18 protein-coding genes and 1 riboswitch are annotated in these 15,996 nt (G+C 48.7%); of the genes, 10 read left to right on the top strand and 8 right to left on the bottom strand.

Features of this window, described 5'->3' with window-relative positions; genetic code table 11:
* The first annotated feature begins 35 nt into the window (after positions 1 to 35).
* The 8 genes from RF007C_RS12155 (at position 36) to RF007C_RS18200 (ending at position 6,378) form a co-directional block, all read left to right on the top strand.
* Positions 36 to 1,265, top strand: a complete 1,230-nt coding sequence (locus RF007C_RS12155) for a 2-hydroxyacyl-CoA dehydratase (protein ID WP_037300134.1) — start codon at positions 36 to 38, stop codon at positions 1,263 to 1,265.
* A 33-nt stretch (positions 1,266 to 1,298) separates the two neighbouring features.
* Positions 1,299 to 2,159, top strand: coding sequence for a phosphatidylserine decarboxylase (locus RF007C_RS12150; RefSeq protein ID WP_037300132.1), 861 nt, complete (start codon positions 1,299 to 1,301; stop codon positions 2,157 to 2,159).
* A 21-nt stretch (positions 2,160 to 2,180) separates the two neighbouring features.
* Positions 2,181 to 2,822 carry a hypothetical protein gene (locus RF007C_RS12145; protein ID WP_037300129.1) on the top strand — a complete coding sequence of 214 codons (642 nt, stop codon included), beginning with the start codon at positions 2,181 to 2,183 and terminating at the stop codon, positions 2,820 to 2,822.
* 166 nt (positions 2,823 to 2,988) lie between these two features.
* Positions 2,989 to 3,324, top strand: a complete 336-nt coding sequence (gene ylxM, locus RF007C_RS12140) for a YlxM family DNA-binding protein (RefSeq protein WP_037300127.1) — start codon at positions 2,989 to 2,991, stop codon at positions 3,322 to 3,324.
* A gap of 22 nt (positions 3,325 to 3,346) precedes the next feature.
* Entirely contained in the window at positions 3,347 to 4,729 is a 1,383-nt protein-coding gene (gene ffh, locus RF007C_RS12135) for a signal recognition particle protein (RefSeq protein ID WP_019679905.1), read from the top strand.
* A gap of 62 nt (positions 4,730 to 4,791) precedes the next feature.
* The gene (gene rpsP / locus RF007C_RS12130) at positions 4,792 to 5,034 is read left to right on the top strand and encodes a 30S ribosomal protein S16 (protein WP_019679906.1); all 243 of its coding nucleotides are present in this window, start codon (positions 4,792 to 4,794) and stop codon (positions 5,032 to 5,034) included.
* A 73-nt stretch (positions 5,035 to 5,107) separates the two neighbouring features.
* Entirely contained in the window at positions 5,108 to 5,341 is a 234-nt protein-coding gene (locus RF007C_RS12125; RefSeq protein ID WP_019679907.1) for a KH domain-containing protein, read from the top strand.
* Between the two features lie 119 nt (positions 5,342 to 5,460).
* Complete coding sequence (locus tag RF007C_RS18200; RefSeq protein WP_082316763.1) at positions 5,461 to 6,378, top strand: DUF805 domain-containing protein; 918 nt, start codon at positions 5,461 to 5,463, stop codon at positions 6,376 to 6,378.
* A gap of 37 nt (positions 6,379 to 6,415) precedes the next feature.
* Here the strand turns inward: RF007C_RS18200 and RF007C_RS12115 are convergent, their stop codons facing one another.
* From RF007C_RS12115 to hrcA, 7 genes are all read right to left on the bottom strand, one after another.
* On the bottom strand, positions 6,416 to 6,850 hold the full coding sequence (locus tag RF007C_RS12115) for a hypothetical protein (protein WP_037300124.1): 435 nt from the start codon (positions 6,848 to 6,850) through the stop codon (positions 6,416 to 6,418).
* 49 nt (positions 6,851 to 6,899) lie between these two features.
* On the bottom strand, positions 6,900 to 7,292 hold the full coding sequence (locus RF007C_RS12110) for a DUF6483 family protein (protein WP_037300121.1): 393 nt from the start codon (positions 7,290 to 7,292) through the stop codon (positions 6,900 to 6,902).
* Between the two features lie 91 nt (positions 7,293 to 7,383).
* Positions 7,384 to 8,532, bottom strand: coding sequence for a molecular chaperone DnaJ (dnaJ, locus tag RF007C_RS12105; RefSeq protein ID WP_037300119.1), 1,149 nt, complete (start codon positions 8,530 to 8,532; stop codon positions 7,384 to 7,386).
* A gap of 338 nt (positions 8,533 to 8,870) precedes the next feature.
* Entirely contained in the window at positions 8,871 to 9,029 is a 159-nt protein-coding gene (locus RF007C_RS17515; RefSeq protein ID WP_019679912.1) for a hypothetical protein, read from the bottom strand.
* Between the two features lie 2 nt (positions 9,030 to 9,031).
* Positions 9,032 to 10,900, bottom strand: a complete 1,869-nt coding sequence (gene dnaK, locus RF007C_RS12100) for a molecular chaperone DnaK (protein WP_037300117.1) — start codon at positions 10,898 to 10,900, stop codon at positions 9,032 to 9,034.
* 157 nt (positions 10,901 to 11,057) lie between these two features.
* Positions 11,058 to 11,624 carry a nucleotide exchange factor GrpE gene (gene grpE / locus RF007C_RS12095; protein ID WP_037300115.1) on the bottom strand — a complete coding sequence of 189 codons (567 nt, stop codon included), beginning with the start codon at positions 11,622 to 11,624 and terminating at the stop codon, positions 11,058 to 11,060.
* 16 nt (positions 11,625 to 11,640) lie between these two features.
* Positions 11,641 to 12,687: a heat-inducible transcriptional repressor HrcA gene (gene hrcA, locus RF007C_RS12090; protein ID WP_037300111.1), complete on the bottom strand. Its 1,047-nt coding sequence runs from the start codon at positions 12,685 to 12,687 to the stop codon at positions 11,641 to 11,643.
* A gap of 275 nt (positions 12,688 to 12,962) precedes the next feature.
* A riboswitch (THF riboswitch) is annotated at positions 12,963 to 13,078 on the top strand.
* A gap of 68 nt (positions 13,079 to 13,146) precedes the next feature.
* Here hrcA and RF007C_RS12085 point away from each other — a divergent pair.
* Together RF007C_RS12085 and RF007C_RS12080 are read left to right on the top strand one after the other, a co-directional pair.
* Positions 13,147 to 13,704: a folate family ECF transporter S component gene (locus RF007C_RS12085; protein ID WP_037300108.1), complete on the top strand. Its 558-nt coding sequence runs from the start codon at positions 13,147 to 13,149 to the stop codon at positions 13,702 to 13,704.
* On the top strand, positions 13,701 to 14,975 hold the full coding sequence (locus tag RF007C_RS12080; RefSeq protein ID WP_037300106.1) for a bifunctional folylpolyglutamate synthase/dihydrofolate synthase: 1,275 nt from the start codon (positions 13,701 to 13,703) through the stop codon (positions 14,973 to 14,975). The genes RF007C_RS12085 and RF007C_RS12080 overlap by 4 nt, the downstream gene beginning before the upstream one ends.
* Before the next feature lie 61 nt (positions 14,976 to 15,036).
* Here the strand turns inward: RF007C_RS12080 and RF007C_RS12075 are convergent, their stop codons facing one another.
* Positions 15,037 to 15,813 (bottom strand): hypothetical protein, encoded by a 777-nt coding sequence (locus tag RF007C_RS12075; RefSeq protein WP_037300104.1) that lies wholly within the window; start codon positions 15,811 to 15,813, stop codon positions 15,037 to 15,039.
* Positions 15,814 to 15,996: the final 183 nt, after the last annotated feature.

Genomic DNA, 15,996 nt, shown 5'->3' with positions numbered 1-15,996 from the left:
TGCACAGACCAAGAAGTAATTATACGGAGGTTCTTATGCCCGAATATGCAAAGTTTACCGAGGATATGATAAAGACTCACACTATCCTCGTTCCCGATATGCTGCCCATACACTTCAAAATGCTCATATCCATATTTGAAGCAAAGGGCTATAAGCTGGAGCTGCTGCGCAACGACTCCCGTGCAGTAGTCGATGAGGGACTGAAAAACGTCCACAATGATGCCTGCTATCCTGCGCTCCTTGTAATAGGACAGTTCATGGACGCCCTGAAAAGCGGGAAATACGATCCCGACAAGACCGCTCTCCTCATCACTCAGACAGGCGGCGGCTGCCGTGCTTCAAACTACATACACCTGCTGAGAAAGGCTGTAGCAAAGAATTATCCCCAGATACCTGTGGTATCCCTTAATTTCAGCGGACTTGAAAAGGACAGCGCCTTCAGGATAACCGCGCCCATGTTCCTTAAAATGCTCTATGCCGTACTTTACGGCGATTTGCTCATGACCTGCTACAACAAGTGCAGAGCCTATGAGATAAACAAGGGCGAATCACGGAAAATGCTGGACAAATGGCACAGGAGACTGTGCAATATCTTCCTCAAGGGCAGCAGGATGTTTCTGAAGACCAAGAAGGTGTACAGGGATATCCTCGATGACTTCGCTTCCATACCGCTGAGCAAAGAAAAGAAGATAAGAGTAGGCATAGTAGGCGAGATATACGTTAAGTACTCTCCCCTTGCAAATAATCATCTTGAGGACTTCCTCATTTCCGAGGGCTGCGAGCCCGTTGTGCCATCACTTCTGGAATTCGTAATGTACTGCGCCGCAGGAACCTTCAACGACGCAAAGATATACGACCATACTACAAAGCAGTCCATATTCAACAAGATAGGCTACGACCTCATCTACGCAAAGCAGAAGGAGCTCATAAAGGTAATGAAGGAGCAGGGAAGCTTCGAGCCTCTCCACGACTTCGAGCACCTGAGAAAGCTTGCCGACAAGTATATCAACCAGGGCGTAGTAATGGGCGAGGGCTGGCTTATACCTGCGGAAATGGCTGCCCTTGCAAAGTCGGGAGTGGAAAATATCATCTGCACCCAGCCCTTCGGCTGTCTGCCCAATCATATAGTAGCAAAGGGTATGTCACGCGCTATCAAGCAGGACAACCCCAACGCCAATATCGTTGCCATAGACTACGATCCCGGCGCTACAAGAGTAAATCAGGAGAACCGTATCAAGCTCATGCTTGCCAACGCACGCCTCTGATACAGAAGGCTGTGATTCATAAGGAGCTTAACCATGATAAAGACCAGATCAGGAGAGACCATCGTCACTAACGAAAATCAGAACAAGCTGCTGAAAAAGCTCTACGGCAGCGTCCTCGGCAGGGTAATGCTGAAAACGCTGACTGCTCCCGCAGTATCAAAGCTGGCAGGAGGCTTTATGGATTCACGCGCTTCAAAGCTGCTCATAAAGCCCTTTATAAAGCGCAGCGGCATTGATACATCGGAATATATCATGTACGACTTCCGCTCTTACAACGATTTCTTCACTCGTGTGATAAAGCCCGGGAAGCGTCCTGTGGATACTGAGCCGTCACATCTTATAAGTCCCTGTGATTCAAAGCTCACGGTGCATAAGATAAGCAGGAACAGTATATTCCGTATAAAGGGCTCGCGCTACAAGGTGAAGGACCTTCTTCAGAACGAGTTCCTTGCAAACCGTTTCTGCGGCGGCTACTGTTTCATATTCAGGCTGGAGGTGGACGATTACCACCGCTACTGCTATATTGACGACGGCACAAAGACCGAAAATACCTATATCCCCGGCGAGTTCCACACCGTAAATCCCATAGCTCTTGAACGGTACAACATATACAAGCGCAACTGCCGCGAGTATACCATTCTCCATACCGAGAATTTCGGCGACGTTGTACAGATAGAAGTGGGAGCCATGATGGTGGGAAGAATAGTCAATCATCACGGAGAGGGAGGCTTCTGCCGCGGCGACGAGAAGGGCAAATTCGAGTTCGGCGGCTCTACTGTCGTGCTCCTCTTCGGCAGGGATACCGTTGTGCCTGATGAGGATATACTGCGCAATTCCGCCGTGGGTACGGAGACCGTTGTGAAATACGGCGAAAAGATAGGAGAAAAGTGCTGAAATGGCACAGAGGAGAATAATATGAAAAGAACAGCATTATTACTGCTTGCCTGCCTGCTCATGTGCTTTACAGCCGCAGGCTGTCTGAGAAAGGACAAGGTCGTGGTATCTCATATGGATATACCGCCTATCCCCGAGCCGTATACGGTCCCTGCGGGCACCTTTGATGTTGACGCCGTAAGAAGTAATATAATCATCAAGGGTCAGCATTTCGATCTGCCTCAGTACCTTACAAAGCTTGACAAGAGCTGGGAATTCAGGTTCTATGACAGGAAGGATTACGGACTCAAAGAGGGAAACGGCATGGCAAAGCTCTTTTATATGGGCACGGAAATGGGTACGGTCTCTCTGGAGAACTGCTATACAGGCCATGAGGAGGAAAGCGTCATGTACAGCATTTCCGTAAGGACATCAGACAGCAGTATCTACGGTATAACCCCTCTTGTCTCAAAGCTGTCCGAAGTTGAAGCTCTCATCGGCAAGCCTGAAAGCGAGGACAAGGTGGAAAAGCCCTTCACCCATACCTACCGCTACGGTATAATGCTTGGCAAGGACGAGCAGGGCATACTCAGAGGCCATTCCATAATGGTCTCCTTTAACGAGGAAGATGTGGTGGATATGATAAGCATAACCTACTCTGATATGTCGGCAGCGACACAGTAACTGCCATTTTTACGTGAAATTAGATAAAAGCGCTGCAATGCAGCGCTTTTTTTCGGCAATATACCGAATATGAATGAAATTTACAGCCGCCCCTTGACAAAGTATGGGATATGTAGTATAATGTGTAAAGTGATTTTGTATTACACCCGGAAGAGGTGCGCGAAAAATGGCTAAGGAACTTAAATTCGTAATGCTTCTTGACTGCTACGGAGACCTGCTCACAGATCACCAGCGCAGCATCATGGAGATGTATTACTGCGAGGATCTCTCCCTTGCGGAGATAGGTCAGCCTCTGGATATCACCAGACAGGCCGTGCGCAGCATCATAAAACGCACCGAGGAGATACTCCTCAATTATGAGGAAAAACTGGGATTTGCAGAAAGACTTGAAAAAATGCGGGTATGCTTCGGGAATATAGAAGCCGCCGCAGAGCATATAACCGATGAGGATACAAGAAGTATCATACTCTCCGAGGTCTCAAAGGGCGCGGAGCTGCTGTGAATCATTATAAAGGAGGTTCGGCATGGCATTCGAGGGACTTTCCGAAAAGCTCAATAACGTCTTCAAAAAGCTTAAATCAAGAGGAAAACTTACGGAATCCGACGTAAAAGAGGCTATGCGTGAGGTAAGACTTGCGCTTTTAGAGGCTGATGTAAGCTACAAGGTTGTAAAGGATTTCGTAAAGAGTGTTACAGAACGTGCGGTAGGAGAGGAAGTGCTTGCAAGCCTTACTCCTGCACAGCAGGTAATAAAGATAGTTAACGAGGAACTCGTTTCTCTCATGGGCAACAGCAATGCCCGTATAAATATGGCGTCTAAGCCTCCCACGGTCATCATGATGTGCGGACTTCAGGGTTCAGGTAAGACTACCCACGCCGCCAAGCTTGCAAAGCTCCTGAAGAAGGAAGGACACCGTCCCCTTTTGGCAGCCTGCGATATCTACCGTCCTGCGGCTATCAATCAGCTCCAGGTAGTAGGAGGAAAGGCTGACGTAAAGGTTTTTGAAATGGGACAGACAGATCCCGTGGTCATCGCAAAGAAGGCTCTTTCCTATGCAAAGGATTACGGTCACGATATACTCATAATAGATACGGCAGGACGTCTCCACATCGACGAGGCTCTCATGGACGAGCTGGTAAATATCAAGAAGGAGACTCAGCCAGATGAGATAATGCTGGTTGTCGACGCTATGACAGGTCAGGACGCCGTTAACGTTGCCAAGGCCTTCGATGACGCTGTCGGCATTACAGGCGTGCTCATGTCAAAGCTGGATTCGGATACCAGAGGCGGTGCGGCACTGTCCGTACTTTCAGTTACAGGTAAGCCCATCAAGTTTGTGGGTATGGGCGAAAAGCTTGACGATTTCGAGCAGTTCCACCCCGAGAGAATGGCTTCGCGTATCCTCGGAATGGGCGATGTGCTCACCCTTATAGAAAAAGCTGAGAACGTAATGACTCAGAAGGACGCTGAGAAGCTCACCAAGAAGTTCAAGGAGAACAAGTTCGATATGGACGACCTCCTGGATCAGATGAAGCAGATCAAGCGCATGGGCTCAATGAAGTCCATACTCAGTATGCTCCCCGGCGTAGGCGACAAGATAAAGGAAGCCGATATCGATGAGGGACAGCTGGGCAGAATAGAGGCTATGATAACCTCTATGACCAAGGAAGAGCGCTCAAAGCCTTCCATAATCAATCCTTCACGCAAAAAGCGTATCGCAAACGGTTCGGGAACCAAGGTAGAGGACGTAAACAGGCTCCTCAAGCAGTTCGACCAGATGCAGAAGGTCATGAAGCAGTTCACAGGCAAGAACAACAAGATGTCCCTGAGAAAGGCAAGAAAACAGCTGGCAGGCATGAACTTCGACAAGTATACAGGCAAGGGCGGAGGAAATATGCCGATATAAAAGCTTTCAATGCGGTCTCCCGCCGCTTGGATATACAGTAATCATATGGAGGTGAATTTAAAATGGCAGTAAAGATCAGACTGAGAAGAATGGGTGCTAAGAAGGCTCCCTTCTATCGTGTAGTAGTAGCTGATTCAAGATACCCCAGAGACGGTCGTTTCGTTGAGGAGATCGGTTACTATGATCCTACTAAGGAGCCCTCTGTTGTTAAGATTGACGCAGATAAGGCTAAGGACTGGATCGCAAAGGGCGCACAGCCTACTGACACAGTAAAGGCTATCCTCAAGAAAGAGGGAGTTCTTTGATCTGAAGCTTAATGGAGGAGGAGAGGCATAAGGTCCTCTGCCTCTGTCCGCAAGCTTAACGGAGGTTTTACTAATGAAAGATTTACTTTATGCTATCGCAGCAGGCCTCGTTGAAGATAAGTCCGCTATAAATATTACCGAGGATGAGCCTGACGAGGAGGGCGTTATCGTATTCCACCTTAACGTAGCTCCTGACGATATGGGCAGAGTTATCGGCAAGCAGGGCAGGATTGCAAAGGCACTCCGTACTATCATGCGCGCAGGCGCAGCTAAGAAGGACCAGAAGGTCTCTGTTACGATCGAATAAGCAGAAGCTCCCGTCAGGGAGCTTTTTTGTAGAAGACAGGGAGCTATAAATATATATATTGACAAATAATCATTTTTCTGATAAAATAGTATCATCATGATAAAGGGAGGTTTTTAACCATGAAATGCAATCAATGCGGTTACGAAAACAAAGTGGGCGACAGATACTGCGAAAACTGCGGAGCACCGATTGAGAACTCATCAGGGGTAATGAGCGATGTTTTATCAACAGTTCCGACACAGCAGCCTGACAGCAGTGGTCAGCCCAACGGTTACGGTCAGCCCAACGGTTACGGTCAGCCCAACGGCTACGGTCAGCCCAACGGCTACAGCCAGCCTAACGGTTACGGTCAGCCCAACGGCTACGGTCAGCCCAATGGCTATGGTCAGCCCTACGGCTACGGTCAGCCCAACGGCTACGGCCAGCCTAACGGTTACGGTCAGCCCAATGGCTATGGTCAGCCCTACGGCTACGGTCCTAACAGCGGCCCCGGATACCGCGGACCTATCTACGGCCTGGACAATATGGACTATAATATGGGCGATGGCAGTCCAAAGTATGTAGGCTTCGGAGAGGCTATAAAGCTTTTCTTCAAGAACTATGTTAATTTCACGGGGCGTTCCACAAGAAGCGAGTACTGGTTCGCATACCTGTTCGTATTTCTTGTAGGTCTTGGTGTAAGTGTTATCAATATGTTCCTTCAGACTGCGTTGGGCAGTGAAGCAACGCTTGTTGTAAGGATCCTGAATCTTGCTGAATCACTTGTTTTCTTACTGCCTAACCTTTCTATACAGGTAAGAAGACTTCATGATATAGGAAAATCAGGCTGGTGGGTAATTGGTTCATTAATCATCCTTATAGTGTCGATACCTTTATTTATTCTGACATCAGGTGATCTTGACGCACTTTTAGGCGTTCTTTGCTGTGTAAGTCTTGTTTTGTTGATATATGCAATTGTAATGATCATATTCTTCTGCCGTCCCAGTGTCGGACCTAACAAGTGGGGACCGCCCGCAAGACCTAATATCAGATATTAATAATAAAGACTTCCGGTATTTCCGGAAGTCTTTTCTTTTACAGGAAAGCCCTCATACCCTTTGAGAGCTGTTCCTCGACGCTTATTATGCGCTTTGCCATATCCTTTGAACGCTCGTCTGCGGCCTTGTACTTGTTGAGGTAACGGCTCAGAGACTTTACTCCCATATTGCAGCCGTCCACCATCAGGTCGGCAACTGTACTGTCGGAGCCGTTAAAGGTCAGTCTGACACTGGTTTTCAGCCATGACATACTCTTTGCCACAGCCGCAGGCTCCTTTCCCTCGTCGCCGTACTCGTCAAGAAGGCTCTGCAGCTGGGCTTTCAGCTTTTCGTGCTCGTCTGAGCTGTGGCTGAGCAGCTCTTTCAGATGTGCATCACTTACATAGTCTGTCACATCACCGATGGAGGATATTCCCATCTTTATCCCCGAGTCACATTCTCTAAGCAGTTTTATCGTGTCCTGTTCTATCATAAAAAACCTCCCTTTGCAGTAATTATGCCCGCAAAGGGAGGTTTTATACTTATTCGTCGTCATCATCTCCGTCGCCGAAGTAAAGATCGGTCATATCCTCTACACCGAATTTCTTCGTAAATCGCCTGAAGTCTTTACGTGCCATTACGGTGGTGTACCCATTTGCGGTAAAGAAGTCATCGTCCATATTGCTGAGCTGCGTGTAGAACTCCAGTCCGATCATAAGATTTTCCTTGGTATTGTTTTCCGAGAGCCTGTCCAGCTCCCTTACAGCTTCCAGGGGCTCACCGTTTCTCATCTGCTCAATGAGAGCGTAAGCCTTCTGCCTTTCCACCTCCTGCAGCATATAGAAGGAGGTTTCCACCTTTTGGCCAAATACGACTTTGGCAATAACGGCGGTAATTTCCTTTATCTGCCGCATGATATAGTCCTGTTCAAACATATTTTGTCCCCCATATCACTTGTGAAAAAAATCCTCAAAAAATTCCGCTGCCGTGTGATCTGCCGCTTATATTAAGACAGAGCGCTGATTATCAGAAATCAAGCTTTGAGCGGAGCTTCTCAAAGAAGCTCTGACGCTTTGCGTAGTTCTTCTCTGTAAGTGAAGCCTCGAATTGCTTCAGCAGATCCTTCTGCTTCTTTGACAGATTCTTCGGTACCTCAACGTATATCTTGACGTACTGATTGCCGCGGTCTGTGCGGTGGAGCCTCTGTACGCCCTTGCCCTTGAGGCGGAATATCGTACCTGTCTGAGTGCCCTCGGCAATTGTATATTTAACGTCGCCGTCAATAGTCGGAACGGTTATCTCCGCACCGAGTACGGCTTCCATATAAGTAACGGGTATATCGCAGTGTATGTCATAGCCCTCGCGTCTGAAAATGGGGTGAGACTTGACATTGATGCCTACAAGAAGGTCACCGTTGGGGCCGCCGTTGGCACCGCAGTCTCCCTGACCGCCTACGCGCAGTGTCTGTCCGTCATCAATACCTGCGGGTATGTCGATAGAAACCGTCTTCTGGACTCTGACTCTTCCGACACCGCGGCACTTTGCGCAGGGATTCTTTATGATCTTGCCCTTTCCTCCACAGTGAGGACACGGTTTGGAGGAGGATATTGCTCCGAAGGGAGTGCGCTGGGTGGTCTTGACTGAGCCTCTGCCCTGACAGTCGGGGCATATATCGGGAGTCGAGCCTGCCTCTGCGCCCGAGCCCTTACATGATTCGCATACGCACATACGATTTACTCTTATATCCTGCTTTTTGCCTGTGCAGGCTTCCATAAAGCTGATAGAAACGCTTTCCTGTATATCCGAGCCTCTTCTGGGGGCGTTGGCGTTTGAGCGCTTTGAGCCGCCTCCGAAGCCGAAGCCGCCGAAGATACTTCCGAGAATATCGTCCATATCCGCAAAGCCGCCGAAGCCGCCCATACCATCGGCACCGCCGCCGTAGCTCGGGTCAACGCCTGCATGACCGAACTGGTCATAGCGGGCACGCTTTTCGGGATCGGAAAGCACCTCGTTAGCCTCGTTTATCTCCTGAAACTTCTCAACGTAGGAAGGATCGTCGGGATGGAGGTCGGGGTGATTTTCTCTTGCCTTTTTACGGAAGGCTTTTTTTATCTCATCTTCTGTAGCACCCTTCTGGATACCAAGAATCTCATAGTAATCTCTTTTTTCAGCCATAGATAACTCCATTCTTCCGTTAAACAGCGGAAAGATCATGTAGGGGACGTTCTCGCCTGTCGGCTCGGTCGGTGCTTCTGCCTTTGGCAGAGGTGTCCCACGGACACCCACACCGTCCTCGCCGTCCCGCTTCGGATATAAATATTAATTCAAACACGGGCTGTCGGGGACGTCAGCCCCTACAAAAGCACTTTTTTACCGCGCCTGTAAATTCACATATAGGCCGGCGGAGAGCCGTCCTTCATTTTTTCGCGTTATATAGCCACAGAAACTGCGCTTTTTTCTCGCCTGTAAATACACCTTTAGGGCGGAAGGTTTTTCCGCCCTGAAGATCTTTATTAACTGTTCTCTATTGAATCCACATATTCGCCTCTGCCGCCGTCGTAGTCTCCGAGTTCATCGTTTGCCAGTCCGCCGAACCATCTGAGCCCGAACCAGAGTGCGGCGCCCAGTATGACCAATATGATGATAGTTTTGAGAAGCTTGTTGAGTTTCATTATCAAACCTCAGTGAAGTCTGCATCGACAACTCCGTCGTCATTGCCGCCCTGAGCGCCTGCATCGGCAGCACCGCCCATATTAGTGAACTGTGAAGGATCTATGCCCTGAGCGCCTGCTGCACCATTAGGAGCTGCCTGCTGGTAGATCTTTGCGGAGAGATCGTAGAATGCCTTCTGGAGGTCGTCCTTCAGTGACTTGATCTCGTCGTTGTTATCAGCTGCGATAGCAGACTTAAGAGCTGTACACTTAGCCTCAATATTAGTCTTCTCATCAGCTGATACCTTATCGCCGAAGTCTGTAAGAGCCTTCTCACACTGGAATACAAGGTTCTCAGCCTCATTCTTGTTGTCAACGGCCTCACGGCGCTTCTTATCCTCAGCAGCGTACTGCTCAGCTTCCTTTACAGCCTTGTCGATGTCGTCCTTGGACATATTTGTGGAAGAAGTGATGGTGATGTTCTGCTCCTTGCCTGTGCCGAGGTCCTTAGCGGATACGTGAACGATACCGTTCTGATCGATGTCGAATGTTACCTCAATCTGAGGGATTCCTCTGGGAGCGGGAGCGATACCGTCGAGACGGAAGGTACCCAGCTGCTTGTTATCTCTTGCGAATTCACGTTCACCCTGAAGTACGTTGATATCAACAGCAGGCTGATTGTCAGCGTATGTTGAGAATACCTGTGACTTCTTTGTGGGGATAGTTGTATTTCTTTCGATCATTCTTGTGCAAACGCCGCCTGCTGTCTCGATACCCAGTGAAAGAGGAGTTACATCGAGGAGGAGGAGACCGTTCTTAACGTCGCCGCCGAGAACGCCACCCTGGTATGCAGCACCGAGAGCTACGCATTCATCAGGGTTGATGCCCTTGAAGGGATCCTTGCCGATGAGCTTCTTTACAGCTTCCTGTACAGCAGGGATTCTTGAAGAACCGCCGACCATGAGAACCTTGTTGATCTCTGAGATATTCAGGCCGCTATCGCTGAGAGCCTGTCTTACAGGTCCCATTGTAGCCTCAACGAGGTCAGCTGTGAGCTCATTGAACTTAGCCTGTGTAAGTGTGAGGTCAAGGTGCTTTGGAGTACCGCTTGCATCAACAGTGATGAAGGGGATGTTGATATTTGAAGTTGTTGTGGATGAGAGCTCGATCTTTGACTTTTCAGCAGCGTCCTTGAGTCTCTGAGCAGCCATCTTATCCTGTGAAAGGTCGATACCCTCAGTCTTCTTGAACTCGTCAACGATCCAGTTGATGATACGCTGGTCGAAGTCGTCGCCGCCGAGGCGGTTGTTACCTGCTGTTGCAAGTACCTGCTGAACGTCCTCACCCATTTCGATGATGGATACATCGAAGGTACCGCCGCCGAGGTCGTATACCATTACGGTCTGCTCCTCTTCCTTGTCGATACCGTAGGAGAGAGCAGCTGCTGTAGGCTCGTTAATGATACGTTTAACGGTAAGACCTGCGATCTGACCTGCGTCCTTTGTAGCCTGTCTCTGTGAGTCTGTGAAGTAAGCAGGAACTGTGATAACAGCCTCTGTTACGGGCTCGCCCAGATAAGCCTCTGCATCAGCCTTTAGCTTCTGGAGTATCATAGCCGAGATCTCCTGAGGAGTGTAGTTCTTGCCGTCGATAGAAACTTTATAATCAGAACCCATATGTCTCTTGATAGAAGAAACTGTTCTGTCGTGGTTTGTGATAGCCTGTCTCTTGGCAACCTGACCTACGAGACGCTCGCCGTTGTTTGTGAAAGCAACAACGGAAGGAGTTGTTCTTGCACCCTCGCTGTTGGGGATAACAACGGCACTGCCGCCCTCCATAACAGCTACGCAAGAGTTAGTTGTACCAAGATCGATACCAATGATTTTTCCCATAATATATTCCTCCTATTATATAAGCCATTAGCTTTCAGCCAATGGTGTCCGTCATGCGGACATAATTGAATGTTCTTATTAATATTGCCTTAGCCAAAGGCTTGGAACGCCGAGGATGACTCCCTGTAGTACAGGGAGATGTCAGCAAAGCTGACGGCTAAACAGCCACTGCCACCATAGCAGGTCTTACCAGCTTATCCCCGAGCATATAGCCCTTCTGAAATACAGAGCATACATGATTGCTTGCGTAATCTGTTCCGTCAAGCTGCTGTATGGCGTTGTGTATATTCGGGTCGAATTCAGCTCCGAGGGCTTCTATCTCGGTGACATTCATCTGTGTAAGGAAGCCTGTGAGCTGATTGTATATCATGCTCATGCCGTTTTTGAAGTTCTCGTCTGTACATTCAGCCTCGAGGGATCTCTCAAAGCTGTCAAGCACGGGGAGGAGCTTCTCCACGCATTTTACGGAAGCGTTCTGATAAGTCTCTGTCTTTTCCTTTGCAGTTCGCTTACGGTAGTTGTCGTATTCTGCGAAAAGTCTCAGGTACTTATCGTTTGCCTCGGCCAGAGCGTCCTCGAGCTCCGAGAACTGAGTAGCCGTATCGTTGTACTCGCTGACCGCGTCTGCTTCTTCGAGTTCCTCTGTATTCTCATCCTCGGGAGCTTCGGTGATTTCCTCTTCGAGCTCCTCGGATACTTCACGGAGATCATCGTTCTTATCCATCGGTCATTTCTCCTTTCTATGGCGCCTGAAATTCATCAGGGGCGTTGATTATGTCATCTTCGTCGCTGTCCATGAGAGCAGAGATCTTCTGCGTCAGGTACTCGACGTAAGGTATTATCTTTTTATAATCGACTCTCATAGGACCTATTATGCCGAGAGAGCCTGCTTCCTTGCCGCCCTTGCGGTACTTGGAAACTATCAGGCTTGAATTGCCTATTGCGAAGCTGTCATTTTCGGCTCCGAATTTTACCTGTATGCCGCTGAAAGCGTTTTCAAGCAGTTCCGAGAGACCGTCCTTGTGTTCTATGAACTTGACGACTTCCATTTTGTCCAGCTCGTCGCAGGACAGTAGCTTTTCGCTTCCGCTGACTGTAAGCTCCTGCTGACGCAGGTCTTCCGAGAGCTCGCATATGCCTTTTACCAGCGGTGAGAGTGATACCATATAGGCACTTACTGCTGCCACCATCTTATCCAGCATTTCCTCCGAAAGCTCATCAACGGAGACACCGCTGAGGTTTTCTTCTATATAATGTGTAAAGAAATCGAGCTGTTCATGGCTCAGGTCGATCTCGAGTCTGCAAGCCTTGTTTTTTATGTTTCCGCTGGAGGTTATAAGGAGTATAACGTAGAGGCGCTTGCCTGTGGGTATGACCTCTACCTTGGAGATCACCGAGAATCGCGGAACGGCGTTTGTTACCACCGCAGCACACTGAGTTATCTCTGTGAGGGCGGTAGCTGCATTCTGTACCAGCAGCTCCTCGGGAGTATTCCTGTCTCCGAGCATCTCGTCCAGTCTTATCTTTTCTTCATCGGGTATATCGTGGGGAGTCATGAGCTCGTCGATATACAGCCTGTATCCCTTGAAGGTAGGAACGCGGCCTGCCGAAGTATGGGGCTGTTCGAGGTATCCCAGCTGTTCGAGTGCTGCCATATCATTCCTTATGGTAGCAGAGGAAACATTTATATTTTCGAGCTTTGAGATCGATTTCGAGCCGACGGGTTCGCCCGTCCTGACATATTCGTCAACCACGGCAGCGAGTATCTTCAGTTTTCTTTCGTCCACGATACTCCCTTCCTTTCCATCTATCGATCTGTATTTTTGTTCTCGTTAGCACTCTAACTCTTTGAGTGCTAAATATAATTTAACACTATTGTGGCCTTTTGTCAAGGGATTTATACATTTTCGGCTTTTTTTACTAAATTAATCTGCCTGTGATAACCATTTAGAGCATTTTGACAAAGAGTATTACACGGCGGTAAATAGTGCTCCTGACTATTGACAAACCAATTCCGTGATTGTATAATATAGGTGCAGTATGATGCTGCGATTATCATTGGTGAAGAGTAAAAATGCGTTCGTTATACCCTGCGGGTATTACAGTGTTGACCGAACGGGGAGTTGTCGGTCAAACGAAAAGCTTCGGCTTGCGGTTCGTATTTTGCATCCCGCTTCATAGGACAACTTAAAAGAGACTGTGCCTTCTTTTCTTGTCGTATGAGTGAGGAAAAGGAGGTATTTTTTATGACAAACAACAGAGAAACAGCAGTAAAGTCGGATATCAGACTCTTTGGCAGTACCAAGGTACTGGTGCTGGCCGCACTTCTCATTGCTATCAGTGTTGTGGGAAAATCACTGAGGATAGACCTCTTCAGTGTAATCCGCATAAGTGCGGAGACTCTGCCGATACTCATGGCAGGCATCTTCTTCGGACCGTTCATCGGTGCGGCAGTGGGTGCCGGGGCAGACCTCATAGGCTGTCTGGCAACAGGAATGACACCTATGCCAGTTATCACTCTGGGCGCAGCAGCCACAGGCTTTATGGCAGGCCTTGCATACAACCATGTCCTCAGAGGCAGGACTCTGCCGAGGATAGCCTTTGCAGTAGCTGCCGCGAGACTTGTGGGCTCTGTGATCATCACCACAACAGGACTTTATTTCCTTTTCCCTGCAATGAGACCTCAGCTTGTATGGAGACCTGTTGCAAATATCATCATGGCAGTAATTGAGACAGCTGTTATTTATATGCTCATGAGCAATAGTGCGTTTACGGCACAGCTTGAGAAGGTGAAGAGAAAATGAATTATGCCGAAGCTATCGGATATATGAAAAAGGCTGCGTTCCGCGGCAGCAGGCTCGGACTTGAGCGTATTGCCGGGCTCCTGCATCTTATGGGCGATCCCCAGGACAGGGTAAAGACAGTGCACATCTCAGGCACCAACGGAAAGGGCTCCTTCGGAGCTATGCTCACCTCTGTGCTGAAAAGTGCAGGTTATAAGGTGGGAGGCTTTTCCTCGCCTGCCATAACCGAAGTCACGGACAGCTTACGCATAAACGGTGAGGAGATCACCGGTGAGGAGTTCGCAGAGCTTATAGGCGATATTGCGCCCATATGCGAGAGCATGGATGATAAGCCCACGGAATTCGAGGTGCTCACAGCCGCTGCTTTTGAGCTTTTTGTGCGCAGAGGCTGCGATATTGCCGTTGTGGAATGCGGCATGGGAGGAGATCTCGACTCCACCAATGTAATAAAGGCGCCTCTGCTGTCGGTAATAACCAATGTGCAAAAGGATCACAGTGCATTTCTCGGAAATACCATAGCTGAGATAGCTTCTCACAAGGCAGGTATAATCAAGGCAGGCAGACCTGTGTACTTCGGCGGCGACAGCGAGGAGGCCTGCGAGATCATCGCAGCCAGAGCCGAAAGCCTCGGATCGGAGATTTTTCTTGCCGATGGCCGTAATATCTCGTGGACAGATGACAATTGCGGCATTGACGGCACATATATAAGCTTTGAAGGCGAAAGGCTGCATATACCGCTTCCGGGTACATATCAGACAGAAAACGCGGTCAATGTGCTGTGCTGTATCGGCATACTCCGCAGGGAGGGGCTGGATATACCTCATGAGTCTGTCCGAGAGGGACTTGCCTCAGTGAAATGGCACGGCAGATTTGAGATACTGCGCAGAGAGCCGCTGATAATATATGACGGAGCCCACAATCCCGACGGTATTCGCTGTGCAGCCGACAGTATACGCCGTTATTTCGGCGGACGGAAGGTGGCACTTTTCATCGGCGTCATGGCTGACAAGGAGTACGGGCTGTATGCGGATATGCTGGGAGAACTGGCAGAGAGAGCGTTTGCGGTAAAGCCCGCCAATCCCCGTGCCCTTGACAGTAAAATACTGGCAGAGGCTCTTACGGAACGGGGACTTTTCACCGAGTCCTTTGATGATTTTTCTTCAGGTGTAAAAGCAGCCTGTGATTATGCGGCAGAGCGGAAGATACCGCTTATAGCACTGGGTTCGCTGTATATGTACCGTCAGTTCACGGAAGCTCTTGGGAATATATGATGAAAAAGCCCGGAAGCGGTGGTGTATACCGCTTCCGGGCTGTATTTTTATTATTCGGTCATTATGAGAAGCTGTATGAGGAAGCCTTCCATTTGCCGTCCTCTTTGACTGCGTTTACAGTAAAGGTCTGGACTTCTCCGAAGTTGTCAACAGGTACCGTAAAGGTGAAGGAGCTGTCGTCCTCATAGGTGATGACAGGATCGCCGGTATAGTTGAAGCCGCAGCCTCTTGCGCCGAAGAGATAGTACAGCTTTCCGTCGAATTCCTTGAACATAGGCACATCTCCCACATAGAGCTCGTTGTACTTGTAGAGCAGGTCGCCTGTGATATGTCCCGTAACGAAGCTGATAACGTCGTCGATATCCCAGAAACGGGTGTCGGTAACTCTTGAATAGGAGTATATCCCCTCGGTGATAACATCATCTGAATCTGTGTCAACGGTTGCGCCGCCGTCCACGAGGTCGATGATATTAAGAGCGTCCATGAGCTTATTTGCATCGGATGTATGCTTTGAAGAGGTCTTTTTCTCCTCTTTTTCCTCTGATTTTATGGAAGGAGATTTTGAAAATTCAAGTATTTTTGTCTTTGCCTGAGCCTTGGCGGTCTCCTGTGGCTTTTCGGTGGTTTCTGTATTTTCCTTTTCAGTAGTCTTGGGAGTCTCCGCAGGCTTTTCTTCTGCCTTCCGGGTCTGGGGCTTATCTTCGGATTTTGCTGCGTATTCTGTGTCTGTACCGAAAGAGTAGTCGGAATTATTTGTGGAAAACTCTACCTCGCAGGAAGCAAGGGCGCTGCACATAAGAGCTGAGACGCATATACAGGCAAAAATGTTTTTTTTCATATTTAACTCCTTTTTCTGAAATTATACAAAGACCGTGGCTAACATTTCCATAAGATTATGATACACATTTTTATGTGCTTTTTCAAGAGGAAAATTTCACGAAATACAGGCTTCTAATGGCAGATTTTAGTGCATTTGCGAAAAAAGCCGATAAAAAAGCCCCTTCTGCGGAAGGGGCTTTCC

Origin of the sequence: Ruminococcus flavefaciens 007c (assembly GCF_000571935.1) — a bacterium.
GTDB classification, from domain to species: Bacteria; Bacillota; Clostridia; order Oscillospirales; family Ruminococcaceae; genus Ruminococcus; species Ruminococcus flavefaciens_F.
This window is presented reverse-complemented; position numbering and strand designations above follow the sequence as displayed.